The organism is Streptomyces sp. NPDC020807 (assembly GCF_040641575.1).
Taxonomy (GTDB): Bacteria; Actinomycetota; Actinomycetes; order Streptomycetales; family Streptomycetaceae; genus Streptomyces.
Genome location: NZ_JBFADU010000010.1, coordinates 134,462 through 147,379 on the forward strand (window position 1 = coordinate 134,462; position 12,918 = coordinate 147,379).

A 12,918-nucleotide genomic window follows, 5' to 3' on the forward strand; every position below is an offset into this window, starting at 1 on the left:
GGGGCCTTTCGCTGGTGTCCGAGGGGGGACTTGAACCCCCACGCCCGATAAAGGGCACTAGCACCTCAAGCTAGCGCGTCTGCCATTCCGCCACCCGGACAAGGTGTCTTGTCTTCCGGGCCGCTCGGCCCTTCCGACGAGGAAAACAATAGCAAACATCTGAGGGGGTCGATCACCACCCCCGCCCCGGCCTCCCCACGGGTCCCCCGAGTGTGTCGGCGGCATGTCGTCCGGAGGTCGCCCTTGGGCGGGGAGGGGGCCACGCGGGAGGATGGGGGCGATCACAGGAACCGCGGGGGCACCGAGTGGGAGGAAGCAGCGTGAGCGAGTCGAGCACGGCCCGGAGGATCACCGGTGAGGACGAGGTGGTCGACCTCTGCCGCGACCTCATCCGCATCGACACCAGCAACTACGGCGACCACTCGGGGCCCGGCGAGCGGGCGGCGGCGGAGTACGTCGCCGAGAAGCTCGCGGAGGTCGGGCTCGAACCGAAGATCATCGAGTCGCACAAGGGGCGCGCCTCCACGGTCGCCCGCATCGAGGGCGAGGACCCGTCGAAGCCGGCCCTGCTCATCCACGGCCACACCGACGTCGTCCCGGCCAACGCCGAGGACTGGACCCACCACCCCTTCGCCGGCGAGGTCGCCGACGGCTGCGTCTGGGGCCGCGGCGCCGTCGACATGAAGGACATGGACGCGATGACCCTCGCGGTCGTCCGCGAGCGGATGCGCAGCGGCCGCAAGCCCCCGCGCGACGTCGTCCTCGCCTTCCTCGCCGACGAGGAGGCCGGCGGCACGTACGGGGCGCGGCACCTCGTCGACCACCACCGCGACCTCTTCGACGGGGTCACCGAGGCGATCGGCGAGGTCGGCGGCTTCTCCTTCACCGTCAACGAGAACCTGCGGCTCTACCTGGTCGAGACGGCCCAGAAGGGCATGCACTGGATGCGCCTCACCGTCGAGGGCACGGCCGGCCACGGCTCGATGACCAACAACGACAACGCCATCACCGAGCTCTGCGAGGCCGTGGGCCGCCTCGGCCGCCACCAGTGGCCGGTCAGGGTCACCAAGACCGTCCGGTCCTTCCTCGACGAGCTCTCGGACGCCCTCGGCACCCCGCTCGACCCCGAGGACATGGAGGGCACCCTCGCCAAGCTCGGCGGCATCGCCAAGATGGTCGGCGCCACCCTCCGCAACTCCGCCGCCCCGACCATGCTGGGCGCCGGCTACAAGGTGAACGTCATTCCCGGCCAGGCCACCGCCCACGTCGACGGCCGCTTCCTGCCCGGGTACGAGCAGGAGTTCCTCGCCGACCTCGACCGCATCCTCGGCCCCCGCGTGAAGCGCGAGGACGTGCACGGCGACAAGGCGCTGGAGACCAGCTTCGACGGCGCCCTGGTCGACGCCATGCAGCTCGCGCTGCGCGCCGAGGACCCGATCGCCCGCGCCGTGCCGTACATGCTCTCCGGCGGCACCGACGCCAAGTCCTTCGACGACCTCGGCATCCGCTGCTTCGGCTTCGCGCCGCTCCAGCTGCCGCCGGAGCTCGACTTCGCCGGCATGTTCCACGGCGTCGACGAGCGGGTGCCGGTCGACGGCCTCAAGTTCGGCGTCCGCGTCCTGGACCGATTCCTCGACGCCTGCTGAGCCCGCCGAATTCGCCCGCCCATTCGTATGTGACCGGAAAGAGTGAATGAACTCGGGGGCTCGTAGCCCCCTCCATTCCCCCTCGTTACAGGTGGTGCGGTCCGCGGCTGGGATCGCATTGGAAACTAGGAGGAATAATGATCAAGAAGGTCGTCGCTGCTGCGGCTGCCACGGGCGGTCTCGTTCTCGCGGGTGCGGGCATGGCCGTTGCCGACGCGGGTGCCCAGGGTGCCGCCATCGGTTCCCCCGGCGTGCTCTCGGGCAACGTCGTCCAGGTTCCCGTTCACGTCCCGGTGAACGTGTGCGGCAACACGGTCTCCGTGATCGGCCTGCTGAACCCCGCCTTCGGCAACACCTGCGTCAACGCCTGACGTTGTGCCTCGCCCCGTGAGGGTGTGAGCCGGTCCGGCCCCGGAGTGCGTGCCATGCACTCCGGGGCCGGTGGCCATTTCCGCCCCGGGCTCGTTCCCGGTGGCCCTCTTTTTCGAAGCCGTGAAGGCGACAGGCCGAGAAGGCAGGCAGTAGAAACATGCGACAGGTCACACGCAAGGGTCTTATCACCGTCGCGGCGGCGGGCGGCGTCTTCGCCGCCGTCGGTGGCGGTTACGCGCACGCCGGTTCCGGCGCGAGCGGTACGGCCTCGAACTCCCCGGGCGTCGCGTCCGGCAACACCGTCCAGGCCCCGGTGCACGTCCCGGTGAACGCCTGCGGCAACACGGTCAACGTCGTCGGACTCCTGAATCCGGCGGTCGGCAACAAGTGCGCCAACACCTCGGCACCCGCCGGTTCCGCCGCGAGCGGCCACGCCAGTGACTCTCCCGGCGTCGCGTCCGGCAACACGGTCCAGGTCCCCGTAGAGGTCCCGGTCAACGTGTGCGGCAACAGCGTCAACGGCGTCGGCCTGGGCAACCCGGCCGCGGGCAACGACTGCGGCAACGCGAACGAGGGAGGGGACACGGGCTACGGCGAGGAGACGCCGGAGACCCCTGGGACCCCCGGCACTCCGGGTACCCCCGGCACTCCGGGTACCCCCGGTACTCCGGGGACGCCTGGCACCCCTGGGACCCCGGGTACTCCGGGTACCCCCGGTACTCCGGGGACGCCTGGCACCCCGGGTACTCCCGGTACCCCTGGCACCCCGGGTACTCCTGGCACCCCGGGTACTCCTGGGACGCCCGGTGGCCCCGGCGGTGACCACGGTTCGTACACGCCCGGTGGGAACACCCCCGGCGCGCACGAGGGCACCCGGCCCCGCGCCGTCGAGGAGCTCGCCGAGACCGGCTCCGCGCCGCTCGGCCTGATCGTCCCGGCGGGCGCCGGGCTGCTCCTCGCCGGCTCGCTGATCTACCGGCGCACGCGCGGCGCCGCCTGATCCGCGGACCGCACGCACAGGGGCCCCGCACACGGCGGGGCCCCTTTCCCGTCTACCAGGTCGCCCGGATCTGGCGGATGATCCGCCGCTTCAGCCGCACTCTGCGACTGCCGTCCCGGTGCAGGCTCAGGCGGTCCAACTCCCAGTTCCCGTACTCGGCATGGTCGGTCAGGAGCCGCGTCGCCTCCTTGCGGGAGACACCGCGCGGCACGTACACGTCGACAAATTCGTATTCCGGCATCGCATCTATTGTGCGGGCACGGGCCCGGTACGGATAGCGTCTGTCCCATGTCTGATGCTGCGCAGCCCACCGCTGCCGAGGTACGAGCCGCCGCCGAGGCGGTCAAAGCCGCACTGGACCGTCACCTTGCGGCGGTCGAACGCCGCACGGGGGACGACGACAAGGCCGTCTACGAGGCGTTCAACGCCCTCGCCGCCGCCGCCGAGGAGTACGACGAACTCCTCTACGACCGGTACGACGAGGTCACCCCGTTCGAGATCCCGGGCGCGGACGACGCCCTGCCGCCCTACGCCGGACCTGACGAACCCCATGCCCTCAGCCTGTTGATCCGCCGCGACTACGCGGTGGCGGATCCGCAGCGGCTCTTCGCCCAGGCGCGCCGGGTGGCCGAGGCCGAGCGCGAGGACGACCGGGCCGCCGGGGTGGCGGCCCGGGCCGGTGCCTCGCCGCTCGCCGCGCTCGGGGTCCTCTTCGGCGAGTACGAACCCGACGAGATCGCCTCCCGGCACGCGGAGTTCGGCCTCGAGGAGGGCGACTCCACGCTCTGGGTGACGGCCGCGGAGGAACTGCCCGAACCGGGAGAGTGGCTGGACGCGCCCTTCGAGCACGCCGACCCGGAGCGGATCGTGTGCCGCTTCGACGTCAGCTCCGTCTTCGACGAGAACCCTGACGAGGACGACGAGGACGACGAGGACGACGAGGACGACGAGGACGACGAGGACGACGGGGGCAGGCTGCCGGGCCCGGACAGCGACGACTGACGAACCTTGGACAGGAGGGAGGGCCGGACACCCGCACGGGGTGTCCGGCCCTCCCTCCTCCGTCCTGGGGCTACTGCTCCGCGGGGGTGGCCAGGAGGCCCTCCAGGAGCGGCCGGAGCCGCGTCGTGCGCTCCTGGGCCACGCCCTCCGCCACCGCGCGGGCCAGAGCCTGGTCCACGCCGTGCACGACCGACAGGTGGCGCTCCGCCCGGCCGAAGGCCGTGTACACCCAGGCCCGGCTCAGGCCGGCCGCCGCGTCGCCCGGGAGCACCGCGACCACGGCGGGCCAGCGGGACCCGGCGGCCTGGTGCGCGGTGAGCGCCCAGCCGTGCCGCAGCGCCGACTCCACCCGCTCCTTCGGTACGAGGACTTCCTCGTCGCCGCAGCGCAGCCGCAGGCCCTCGGCGTCGGCGCCCAGGACCGTGCCGGTCACCGTCCGGCCCGGCACCGGCGCGTACGCCACCCGGTCCCCGGGGTCGTAGCCGCCGAAGCGGCCGGGGCCGGGGTTGAGCCGCTGCTTGAGGGCCGCGTTCAGCGCGCGGGTGCCCGCGGAGCCGCCGTGGCCGACCGTGACCACCTGGGTCTGCTCGGGCGGCACCCCGATCGCCCGGGGCACCGAGTCGGCGACCAGCTGGACCGTACGGTGCACGGCCTCGCCCGCGTCCCGTACGGGGACGATGACGACCTCCTTGCCGGGGGCCTCGACCTGGTTCAGCTCGCCGACGCCGATCCCCGAGACGAGCTCGCCGAGCGGGCCGGGGTCGGGGAGACGGGAGGCGATCCGGGGACAGACCCGGGCGGCGAGCGCGTCGGCGAAGACCCGGCCGGCACCCGGCGCCCCCAGGACCTCCGGGTCGCCACTCAGGACCAGGCGGCAGCCGTCCGGGAGCGACTCCACGAGCATCGCGGCCGTCTCCACGTCCAGCTGCGGGGCGTCGAGGACCACGAGCAGGTCGACGGCGAAGGCCCCGTCCTCGTCGCGGCCCGGCCCCGCCGCCCCGGAGAGCAGTGCGGCGACCGTCACCGCGTCCGCGCCCGCCGGGCCGAGCGCACGGCGGCCGGCCTCGCTGTGGACCGCGAGCACCGCCCGCAGCCCGCGCGCGCGGGCCGCCGCGACGAGCGCGGCCGGTTCGGCACGGGACGCCTCCCCGCCCGTGTGCAGGACGAGCCCGTGCGAGCCCGCGGCCCGTTCGAGCTCGGGGCCCTCCCAGGCGTCGGCGGTCGCGGTCCTGACCAGGCGGGCGAGACCGTCGGCGAGGCTCTCCTCCGCCAGGGCGTACCGGTCGAGGCCGAGCAGCACGGGCGAGGCCGGTTCCTCCTCCGGTGCGGCCTCCGCCGTCCCCTTGCCGGTCTCGTCCTCCTCCTCGTCCGTGCCGGGCGCGTCCGCCGTCTCCTCCTGGAAGACGAGGACCGCGCCCTCGGAGACGGCCACCTCGACGGCCTTCTCCGGGTCGGGCACGCGGTGCCGGGCGAGCCCGGCGCGTACCGCTTCGAGCTCCAGCGCGGTGTGTCCCCGCAGGGCCGCCTGCTCCAGGAGCCAGACCGTCAGCGCGACGACCCGGCGCGGGTCGTCGGGGCCGCAGGCGCCGCCGAGCAGCGCCCGCGCGAAGCCGTCGGCCTGCTCGGGCCGCACCGCGGGGACGGCGAGGAGCTGCCAGGGGTCGTCGGAGAGGGCTCCGGCCGCGGTCTCGCCGAGCGCGGCGGCGACCTGCGCGGCCAACGACTCGGGGGCGCCGCCCCGGGCCAGTACCTCCCGGACGGCCTCGATGGTGCCGGGGGCGGCGGCGGGGGCGGCGGCCCGGACGGGAGGCCGCACGGTCGCGGCGGGCGCGGCGGCCTCGGCGGCGGGCCGCCGGGGCGCGGGCTCCGCGCTCTCGTAGAACGCGCTGCCCTTGGCCGCGCCGCCCTCCACGGCCCGCACGGCGGCGAGCAGGTCGGCCGCGGTGCCGCTGAGCTTGGCCCCGCTCACCACGGGCCCGTCCTTCTCCGCCTTCCGCGCCTCGATCCGCGCCCGCAGTTCCCGCTGCGCGGCGAGCTCGGCCTGCGCCTCACTGACCTGAGCCGTGTCCTCCCCGTCCCCGGTCCGCCCCTCGGCCGTGACGTCGGCGTCCGCTCCGTCCTCGCCTGCCCCGGACCCGGCTTCGGTCTCTTCCCCGGACCCGGCCTCGGTCTCTTCCTCGGACCCGGCTTCGACCTCTTCCTCGGATCCGGACTCGGACTCCTCCTCGGATCCGGCCGGGGACTCCTCCTGGGTCCGGTCGTCGGTCCCGGCGCCCGGCTCGGGGGTCTCCGCGTCCGGCTCGGCGCCCGGTCCGGCGTCCTCGCGTACGTCGTCGGTGGGCTCGGTCACAGGGTGCTCCAGTCGTGATCCGGATAGCGGTGCACGGGCGCCGACACGTCGTCCAGCGCCCTGCAGATCTCGTCAGGAAGACTAAGGCTCTCCACTGACAACGCGGCCGTGAGCTGCCGCGCCGTGCGCGCGCCGACGATCGGCGCGGTCACGCCGGGCCGGTCGCGGACCCAGGCGAGCGCGACCTCCAGGGGGGTCGTCGCGAGCCCTTCGGCGGCGGTCGCGACCGCGTCTACGATCCGGCTCGCGGGGTCGTCGAGGTACGGCTCGACGAACGGCGCCATCGTCTCCGACGCGCCCCGCGAGTCCGAGGGGGTCCCCGTGCGGTACTTGCCCGTCAGGACCCCGCGGCCGAGCGGCGAGGAGGGCAGGAGGCCTATCCCGAGGTCGAGCGCGGCGGGCAGGACCTCGCGCTCCACGCCCCGCTGGAGCAGCGAGTACTCCAGCTGCGCGCCCGCGAGCCGGGTCCGGTCGCCGGCGAGCTGCCAGGTCCCCGCCTTGGCCAGTTGCCAGCCGCAGAAGTTCGCCACGCCCGCGTACCGCGCGCGTCCGCTCCGTACCGCGATGTCGAGGGCCTGGAGGGACTCCTCCAGGGGCGTGTACGGGTCGAAGGCGTGCAGCTGCCACAGGTCGACGTGGTCGGTGCCGAGCCGGGCGAGGGAGTCGTCCAGCGCGGCGAGCAGGTGGCCGCGCGAGCCGTCCGTGCGCCGGTCGGGGTCCGGCACGCTGCCCGCCTTGGTGGACAGGACGAGGTCCTGCCGGGGCACGAGGCGGTCCAGGAGCCGCCCGAGCACGTACTCGGCCTCGCCGCCCCCGTACACGTCCGCGGTGTCGACGAGCGTGCCGCCCGCGTCCCAGAAGGCCTTCAACTGTTCGGCCGCGTCGTGCTCGTCGGTGTCCCGCCCCCAGGTGAGCGTGCCGAGTCCGATGCGCGAGACGCGCAGGCCGGTACGTCCGAGATGCCTCTGCTCCATGGCCGCGAGATTACTGGCCGTGGCGCGACCCGGAGTGACCCTGTGGACAACCGGCTCCTGACGGATGCCGGGACCGCGCGCTAGAGTCCGGCACACAGGGACGTTACCGATGGGTAAGGGGTGTGTGGAATGCGGCTCGGCATCAACCTCGGCTACTGGGGCGCCGGCATGGACGGCGACAACCTCGCCGTCGCCCAGGAGGCGGACCGCCTCGGCTACGACGTGTGCTGGGCCGCGGAGGCCTACGGCTCCGACGCCCCCACCGTCCTCGCCTGGGTCGCGGCCAAGACGGAGCGCATCGACGTCGGCTCGGCGATCATGCAGATCCCGGCCCGGCAGCCCGCCATGACGGCGATGACCGCCGCCACGCTCGACTCGCTCACCGGCGGCCGCTTCCGCCTCGGCCTCGGCGTCTCCGGCCCGCAGGTGTCCGAGGGCTGGTACGGCGTGAAGTTCGACAAGCCGCTCGCCCGGACCCGCGAGTACGTGGAGATCGTCCGCAAGGCGATGACCCGCGAGCGCCTCAGCTACGAGGGCGCGCACTGGACCCTGCCGCTGCCCGACGGCCCGGGCAAGCCGCTCAAGCTCACCGTCCACCCGCAGCGCGAGCACATCCCGCTGTACATCGCCGCGATCGGCCCCAAGAACCTGGAGCAGACCGGCGAGATCGCCGACGGCGCCCTGCTGATCTTCCCCTCCGCCGAGCACCTGGAGGACACCGCGCTCCGCCACCTGCGCGCGGGCCGCGAGAAGGCCGGGCTGACGATGGACGGCTTCGACGTCTGCCCGACGCTGCCGCTCGCCCTCGGCGACGACGTGAACGCGCTCGCCGACGTCTTCCGGCCGTACACCGCGCTGTACGTCGGCGGAATGGGCAGCCGCAAGCAGAACTTCTACAACCAGCTCGCCTGCCGCATGGGGTACGAGAAGGAGGCCGCCGAGGTCCAGGACCTGTACCTGGCCGGCGACAAGACCGCGGCGGCGGCCGCCGTGCCGCACTCCCTGATCGACCGGACGACGCTGCTCGGCTCCGTCGAGCGGATCGCCGAGCGGATGACGGCCTACGCGGAGGCCGGGGTCACGACCCTCACCCTCGCCCCGGCCGGCTTCACCCTCGACGAGCGGCTCGCGGCCCTGCGGGCGGGCGTGGAGGCTGCGGAGCGCGCGGGCCTCGCGTAGCCGACGGGGCGCGGGACCGAGCGGTGCGAGAGCACCGCGGAGAGAAGTCTGCGGCCGTGGTGGGGGCTCGGGGGTCTTCCCCGCCACGGCCGTCACGCTGCACAACGCTTCGGCGCGGCCCCCGGTTACGCCCTCGGGACTCACTCTTTCGGCCGACGTCCGAGGGCCCTCCTGTTGCCCCTCGCCGCGCGGCGGACTTGACTCGTGCTTCCCGGACGTACCGGAGCGAGGGTGTCCGCACGGAGGTGGCGGCGATGCTCACGGCCAGGAGCCTGTTCCAGGAGATCATCGACGACGACGAGTCGTTCCGGCTCTTCTGTTCGATCGCCGCGAGCGGCGAGTCCCAGGGCGGTTGGGAGAACGCGCGGATCGCGGCCCTCGTCGCCCCCGGCATGAGCGCGCTCGCGCCCAAGATCACCCGGCACGGTGCCGACGAGGACAAGCACGGCCGCATCTTCAACGCGCTGCTGCGCAAGCGGGGCCTCGACCCCGTCCCCGTACCGCCCGAGACCGACTACACGATGCTGCTCGAACAGCGCGGGATCGGCCTCGCGCACGAGAAGCTCCGCCGGGACGCGCCGCTGACCGAGGAGGACGTCGTCGTCTACCTCGCCCACAGCCGCGTCACCGAGCAGCGGGCCGCCGACCAGATGGCCCTGCTCGTCCGGTACTTCGGGGACCACCCCGAGCTCGGCAAGGCCATCCGCATGATCGACAACGACGAGGCCAACCACCTCGCCTACTGCCACGAGGAACTGCTCCGGCTCGCGCGCGCGGGCCACGGCCGCCTCATCCAGCGCACCCTGCGCGCGTCCGCGCTCGCCGAGATCCAGGTGTACCGGGACGTCAGCCTCGCCGTCATGGGCCACATGGGCCGCATCCTGGGCTGGCCGAGGGCCAAGGCCGCCGCCCTCGCCGCCGGGATCCACGGCGTGTACGCGTACGAGCGGGCCGCCGGCTGGCACAAGATGGTCGGCCTGCGGATGCCGGAGCGGCGCGACGCCCTGGGCGGCCCCGCGACGCCCGTGCCGGCCTTCTGACCGGCGTCCCCCGCCTCTGCCGGGTGCTCAGAGCCAGTCGCGGCGCTTGAACAGCCGGTAGAGGCCCAGGACCGTACCCGTCATCAGGAGGATCACCGCCGGGTACGACCACGTCCAGTGCAGCTCCGGCATGTGGTCGAAGTTCATGCCGTAGATCCCCGCGACCATCGTGGGGACCGCGGCCATCGCCGCCCACGCCGAGATCTTCCGCATGTCGTCGTTCTGCCGCACCCCCATCTGCGCGAGGTGGGCCGAGAGCACGTCGGAGAGCAGCCGGTCGAGCCCCTCCACCAGCTCGTTGGAGCGCAGCAGGTGGTCGTTGACGTCGCGGAAGAAGACCTGCGCGTGCTCGTGCACGAAGGGCACGGTCCCGGCGGTGAGCCGCGCGAGCGGACCGGCCAGCGGGCCGCTCGCCCGCCGGAACTCCAGGACCTGCCGCTTCGCCGTGTAGATCCGCTCCGCCGTGTTCGACGGATTGCCGCCGTTCGGCGCGAAGACGTCGGCCTCCAGCTCCTCCAGGTCGATCTGGAGCTCCCCGGCCACGTCGACGTAGTGGTCCACGACCGCGTCGCTCACCGCGTACAGCACCGCCGTCGGGCCGTGCTTCAGCACCTCCGGTTCGGCTTCGAGGCGCTTGCGCACCGCCGCCAGGGGCGCGCCCACGCCGTGCCGGACGGAGACCACGAACGAGTCGCCCATGAAGAGCATCAGCTCGCCGGAGGAGACCCGGTCGCTCTCCGGCTCGTAGACGATCGGCTTGAGGACGACGAACAGCGAGTCGTCGTAGACCTCCAGCTTGGGCCGCTGATGCGCCTTCAAGGCGTCCTCGACGGCCAGCGGGTGCAGCGCGAACTCGGAGGCGACGTGCGCGAACTCCGTCTCCGTCGGCTCGTGGAGCCCCACCCAGAGGAACGCGTCCCCGTGCGCCCGCGCCTCGGAGAGCGCCTCCGACAGGTCCGCGGGCCCCGACGTCCGGCGTCCGTCCCGGTAGATGGCTGAGTCGACGATCACGCGCCGTATTCTCCCTCGCTCCGCCGAACCACGCACGCGCGTGGCCCGTCGTTCTAGGCTGGCCCGCATGGCCACCCTGATCCTCGTCCGCCACGGACGTTCCACCGCCAACACCTCCGGGGTACTCGCCGGGCGCCTGCCCGGGATCGCGCTCGACGAACGCGGGGCGGCGCAGGCCGCGGCGCTGCCCGGGCGGCTCGACGGCGTGCCGGTCGCGGCCGCCGTCACCAGCCCCCTCCAGCGCTGCCGCGAGACCCTGCGCCCGCTCCTCGACGCCCGCCCCGGCCTGCCGCTCCACGTCGAGGAGCGGATCAGCGAGTGCGACTACGGCGACTGGTCGGGCCGCAAGCTGGGCGAGCTGAGCGACGAGCCGCTCATGGAGGTCGTCCAGAACCACGCCTCCGCCGCCGCCTTCCCCGGCGGCGAGTCGATGCGCGCGATGCAGACGCGCGCCGTCGAGGCCGTACGGGACTGGAACGCCCGGATCGAGGCCGAGCACGGCGAGGACGCCACCTACGTCATGTGCTCGCACGGGGACGTCGTGAAGTCGATCGTGGCGGACGCCCTCGGCCTCCACCTGGACCTCTTCCAGCGGATCCACGTCGATCCCTGCTCGGTCACCGTCATCCGGTACACCCGGCTGCGCCCCTTCCTCCTCCGCCTCGGCGACACGGGCGACTTCGCCGGACTCGTCCCCCGCGAGACCCCTGGAGACAGCGGTGCGGCGGAGGTAGGGGGCGGTGCGGGCGCACCGTGATCCCTTCGCGCAGTAGGGTGGTTGCGCCGCTGTAGTACCACTGTCGAGACTCAAGGGAGCCGAGAACGTGTCCCGTCAGGTGTTCCTCTACGACCCGCCGGAGCGTTTCGTGGCCGGCACGGTCGGACTGCCTGGCCGCCGTACGTTCTTCCTCCAGGCGTCCGCGACCGGCCGGGTCACCAGCGTCGCCCTGGAGAAGACCCAGGTGGCCGCGCTCGCCGAGCGCATCGACGAGCTCCTCGACGAGGTCGTCCGCCGCACCGGGGGCAACGCCCCCGTCCCGTCCGTCGCCCCCGCCGACATCGCGGACACGGCCCCGCTCGACGCCCCCGTCGAGGAGGAGTTCCGGGTCGGCACCATGGCACTCGCCTGGGACGGCGAGGAGCAGCGCCTGATCGTCGAGGCCCAGGCCCTCGTCGAGCTCGACGTGGACTCCGAGGAGGACCTCGCCGAGGCCGAGGAGCGGCTGCTCCAGGACGAGGAGAACGGCCCGCCGATGCTCCGCGTCCGGCTCACCGGCGCCCAGGCGCGGGCCTTCGCCAAGCGCGCGCTGGACGTCGTGAACGCGGGCCGCCCGCCGTGCCCGCTGTGCAGCCTGCCGCTCGACCCGGAGGGGCACGTCTGCCCGCGCCAGAACGGATACCGTCGCGGAGCATGAGCAGCAGCCCCGAGACCCTGCCGATCGCCGAGCTGCTCGCCCGCGGTGAACTGACCGTGCGCGGCCGGGTCGGGGAGGCGTCCAACGCCGTGCTCTACTGCTCCGTCGCCCACGAGGGCCGCGAGGCGACGTGCGTCTACAAGCCGGTCGCCGGCGAGCGTCCCCTGTGGGACTTCCCGGACGGCACGCTGGCGCAGCGCGAGGTCGCCGCGTACGAGATCTCCGAGGCCACCGGCTGGGGCCTCATCCCGCCCACGGTGCTGCGCGACGGCCCGTACGGGGAGGGCATGGTCCAGCTGTGGATCGAGGCCGACCCCCAGGCCCGCCTGCTCGCGCTCACCGAGGACGAGGAGGCGGGGGAGGGCTGGAAGGCGGTCGGGCCCGCGCAGATCGACGAGGAGCGCACGGCCCTGCTCGTGCACGCCGACACGCCCGAGCTGCGCCGCCTCGCCGTCCTGGACGCCGTCATCAACAACGGCGACCGCAAGGGCGGCCATCTGCTCCCCTCGCCCGACGGGCGGCTGTACGGCATCGACCACGGGGTCACGTTCCACGTCGACGACAAGCTGCGCACGCTCCTGTGGGGCTGGGCGGGCGAGGAGCTGCCCGGGGAGGCGGCGGCGGTCCTGGAGGCGCTGGAGGCCTCCCTGGAGCCCGGAGCGCCCCTCGCGGAGCGGTTGGCGGAGCTGCTGACCGAGGCCGAGGTGACGGCGGTACGCGCGCGCGTGGCGGCGCTGCGGGCGAGCGGGCGGCACCCGGTGCCCTCGGGGCAGTGGCCGGCGATCCCCTGGCCGCCCGTCTGAGCGCGGACGCCGAGAGGGCGATCGTTTTCGGCCATCGCTGTGACGGTGGTCGCACCCCCGTGGGGCATGCACGTACGTCTCCGACTTGCAAGAGCGCCTAATAGGTCAAGATCCCGGATCCGGTTC

The 12,918-nt window shown here is 73.5% G+C and carries 13 protein-coding genes and 1 tRNA gene; 9 read left to right on the forward strand and 5 right to left on the reverse strand.

Features of this window, described 5'->3' with window-relative positions; all coding sequences use genetic code 11:
• Window positions 1–12: 12 nt before the first annotated feature.
• Window positions 13–100: transfer RNA gene (locus tag AB0G79_RS17755), tRNA-Leu, on the reverse strand.
• Between the two features lie 220 nt (window positions 101–320).
• Here AB0G79_RS17755 and AB0G79_RS17760 point away from each other — a divergent pair.
• From AB0G79_RS17760 to AB0G79_RS17770, 3 genes are all read left to right on the forward strand, one after another.
• A complete protein-coding gene (locus AB0G79_RS17760; protein ID WP_360807302.1) occupies window positions 321–1,646 on the forward strand; it encodes a M20/M25/M40 family metallo-hydrolase in 1,326 nt (441 codons plus the stop codon).
• A 137-nt stretch (window positions 1,647–1,783) separates the two neighbouring features.
• Window positions 1,784–2,017 (forward strand): chaplin ChpH, encoded by a 234-nt coding sequence (chpH, locus tag AB0G79_RS17765; RefSeq protein ID WP_015032475.1) that lies wholly within the window; start codon window positions 1,784–1,786, stop codon window positions 2,015–2,017.
• Between the two features lie 158 nt (window positions 2,018–2,175).
• Complete coding sequence (locus AB0G79_RS17770) at window positions 2,176–3,018, forward strand: chaplin (protein ID WP_360807304.1); 843 nt, start codon at window positions 2,176–2,178, stop codon at window positions 3,016–3,018.
• Between the two features lie 52 nt (window positions 3,019–3,070).
• On the opposite strand, the gene AB0G79_RS17775 is transcribed toward AB0G79_RS17770, so the two are convergent.
• Entirely contained in the window at window positions 3,071–3,259 is a 189-nt protein-coding gene (locus tag AB0G79_RS17775; RefSeq protein WP_360807306.1) for a DUF5703 family protein, read from the reverse strand.
• 47 nt (window positions 3,260–3,306) lie between these two features.
• Here AB0G79_RS17775 and AB0G79_RS17780 point away from each other — a divergent pair, with 47 nt between their 5' ends.
• The gene (locus AB0G79_RS17780; protein ID WP_360807308.1) at window positions 3,307–4,020 is read left to right on the forward strand and encodes a hypothetical protein; all 714 of its coding nucleotides are present in this window, start codon (window positions 3,307–3,309) and stop codon (window positions 4,018–4,020) included.
• Between the two features lie 70 nt (window positions 4,021–4,090).
• Here AB0G79_RS17780 and AB0G79_RS17785 read toward each other — a convergent pair whose 3' ends face one another.
• A complete protein-coding gene (locus tag AB0G79_RS17785; protein ID WP_360807310.1) occupies window positions 4,091–6,370 on the reverse strand; it encodes a helix-hairpin-helix domain-containing protein in 2,280 nt (759 codons plus the stop codon).
• Window positions 6,367–7,344 carry an aldo/keto reductase gene (locus AB0G79_RS17790; protein WP_360807312.1) on the reverse strand — a complete coding sequence of 326 codons (978 nt, stop codon included), beginning with the start codon at window positions 7,342–7,344 and terminating at the stop codon, window positions 6,367–6,369. Before AB0G79_RS17790 ends, AB0G79_RS17785 begins: the two co-directional genes overlap by 4 nt.
• Before the next feature lie 129 nt (window positions 7,345–7,473).
• Here AB0G79_RS17790 and AB0G79_RS17795 point away from each other — a divergent pair, with 129 nt between their 5' ends.
• Both AB0G79_RS17795 and AB0G79_RS17800 read left to right on the forward strand, forming a co-directional pair.
• Window positions 7,474–8,523, forward strand: a complete 1,050-nt coding sequence (locus AB0G79_RS17795; protein ID WP_360807314.1) for an LLM class F420-dependent oxidoreductase — start codon at window positions 7,474–7,476, stop codon at window positions 8,521–8,523.
• A 254-nt stretch (window positions 8,524–8,777) separates the two neighbouring features.
• Entirely contained in the window at window positions 8,778–9,563 is a 786-nt protein-coding gene (locus tag AB0G79_RS17800; RefSeq protein ID WP_360807316.1) for a ferritin-like domain-containing protein, read from the forward strand.
• Window positions 9,564–9,590: 27 nt separating this feature from the next.
• Here the strand turns inward: AB0G79_RS17800 and AB0G79_RS17805 are convergent, their stop codons facing one another.
• Window positions 9,591–10,583, reverse strand: coding sequence for a magnesium and cobalt transport protein CorA (locus AB0G79_RS17805; RefSeq protein WP_360807425.1), 993 nt, complete (start codon window positions 10,581–10,583; stop codon window positions 9,591–9,593).
• Window positions 10,584–10,641: 58 nt separating this feature from the next.
• Between AB0G79_RS17805 and AB0G79_RS17810 the strand changes: the two genes are divergently transcribed.
• From AB0G79_RS17810 to AB0G79_RS17820, 3 genes are all read left to right on the forward strand, one after another.
• Window positions 10,642–11,331, forward strand: coding sequence for a histidine phosphatase family protein (locus AB0G79_RS17810; protein WP_360807318.1), 690 nt, complete (start codon window positions 10,642–10,644; stop codon window positions 11,329–11,331).
• Between the two features lie 67 nt (window positions 11,332–11,398).
• Window positions 11,399–11,989: a DUF3090 domain-containing protein gene (locus AB0G79_RS17815; RefSeq protein WP_360807320.1), complete on the forward strand. Its 591-nt coding sequence runs from the start codon at window positions 11,399–11,401 to the stop codon at window positions 11,987–11,989.
• Window positions 11,986–12,792, forward strand: coding sequence for an SCO1664 family protein (locus AB0G79_RS17820; RefSeq protein WP_360807322.1), 807 nt, complete (start codon window positions 11,986–11,988; stop codon window positions 12,790–12,792). The genes AB0G79_RS17815 and AB0G79_RS17820 overlap by 4 nt, the downstream gene beginning before the upstream one ends.
• Window positions 12,793–12,918 lie beyond the last annotated feature (126 nt).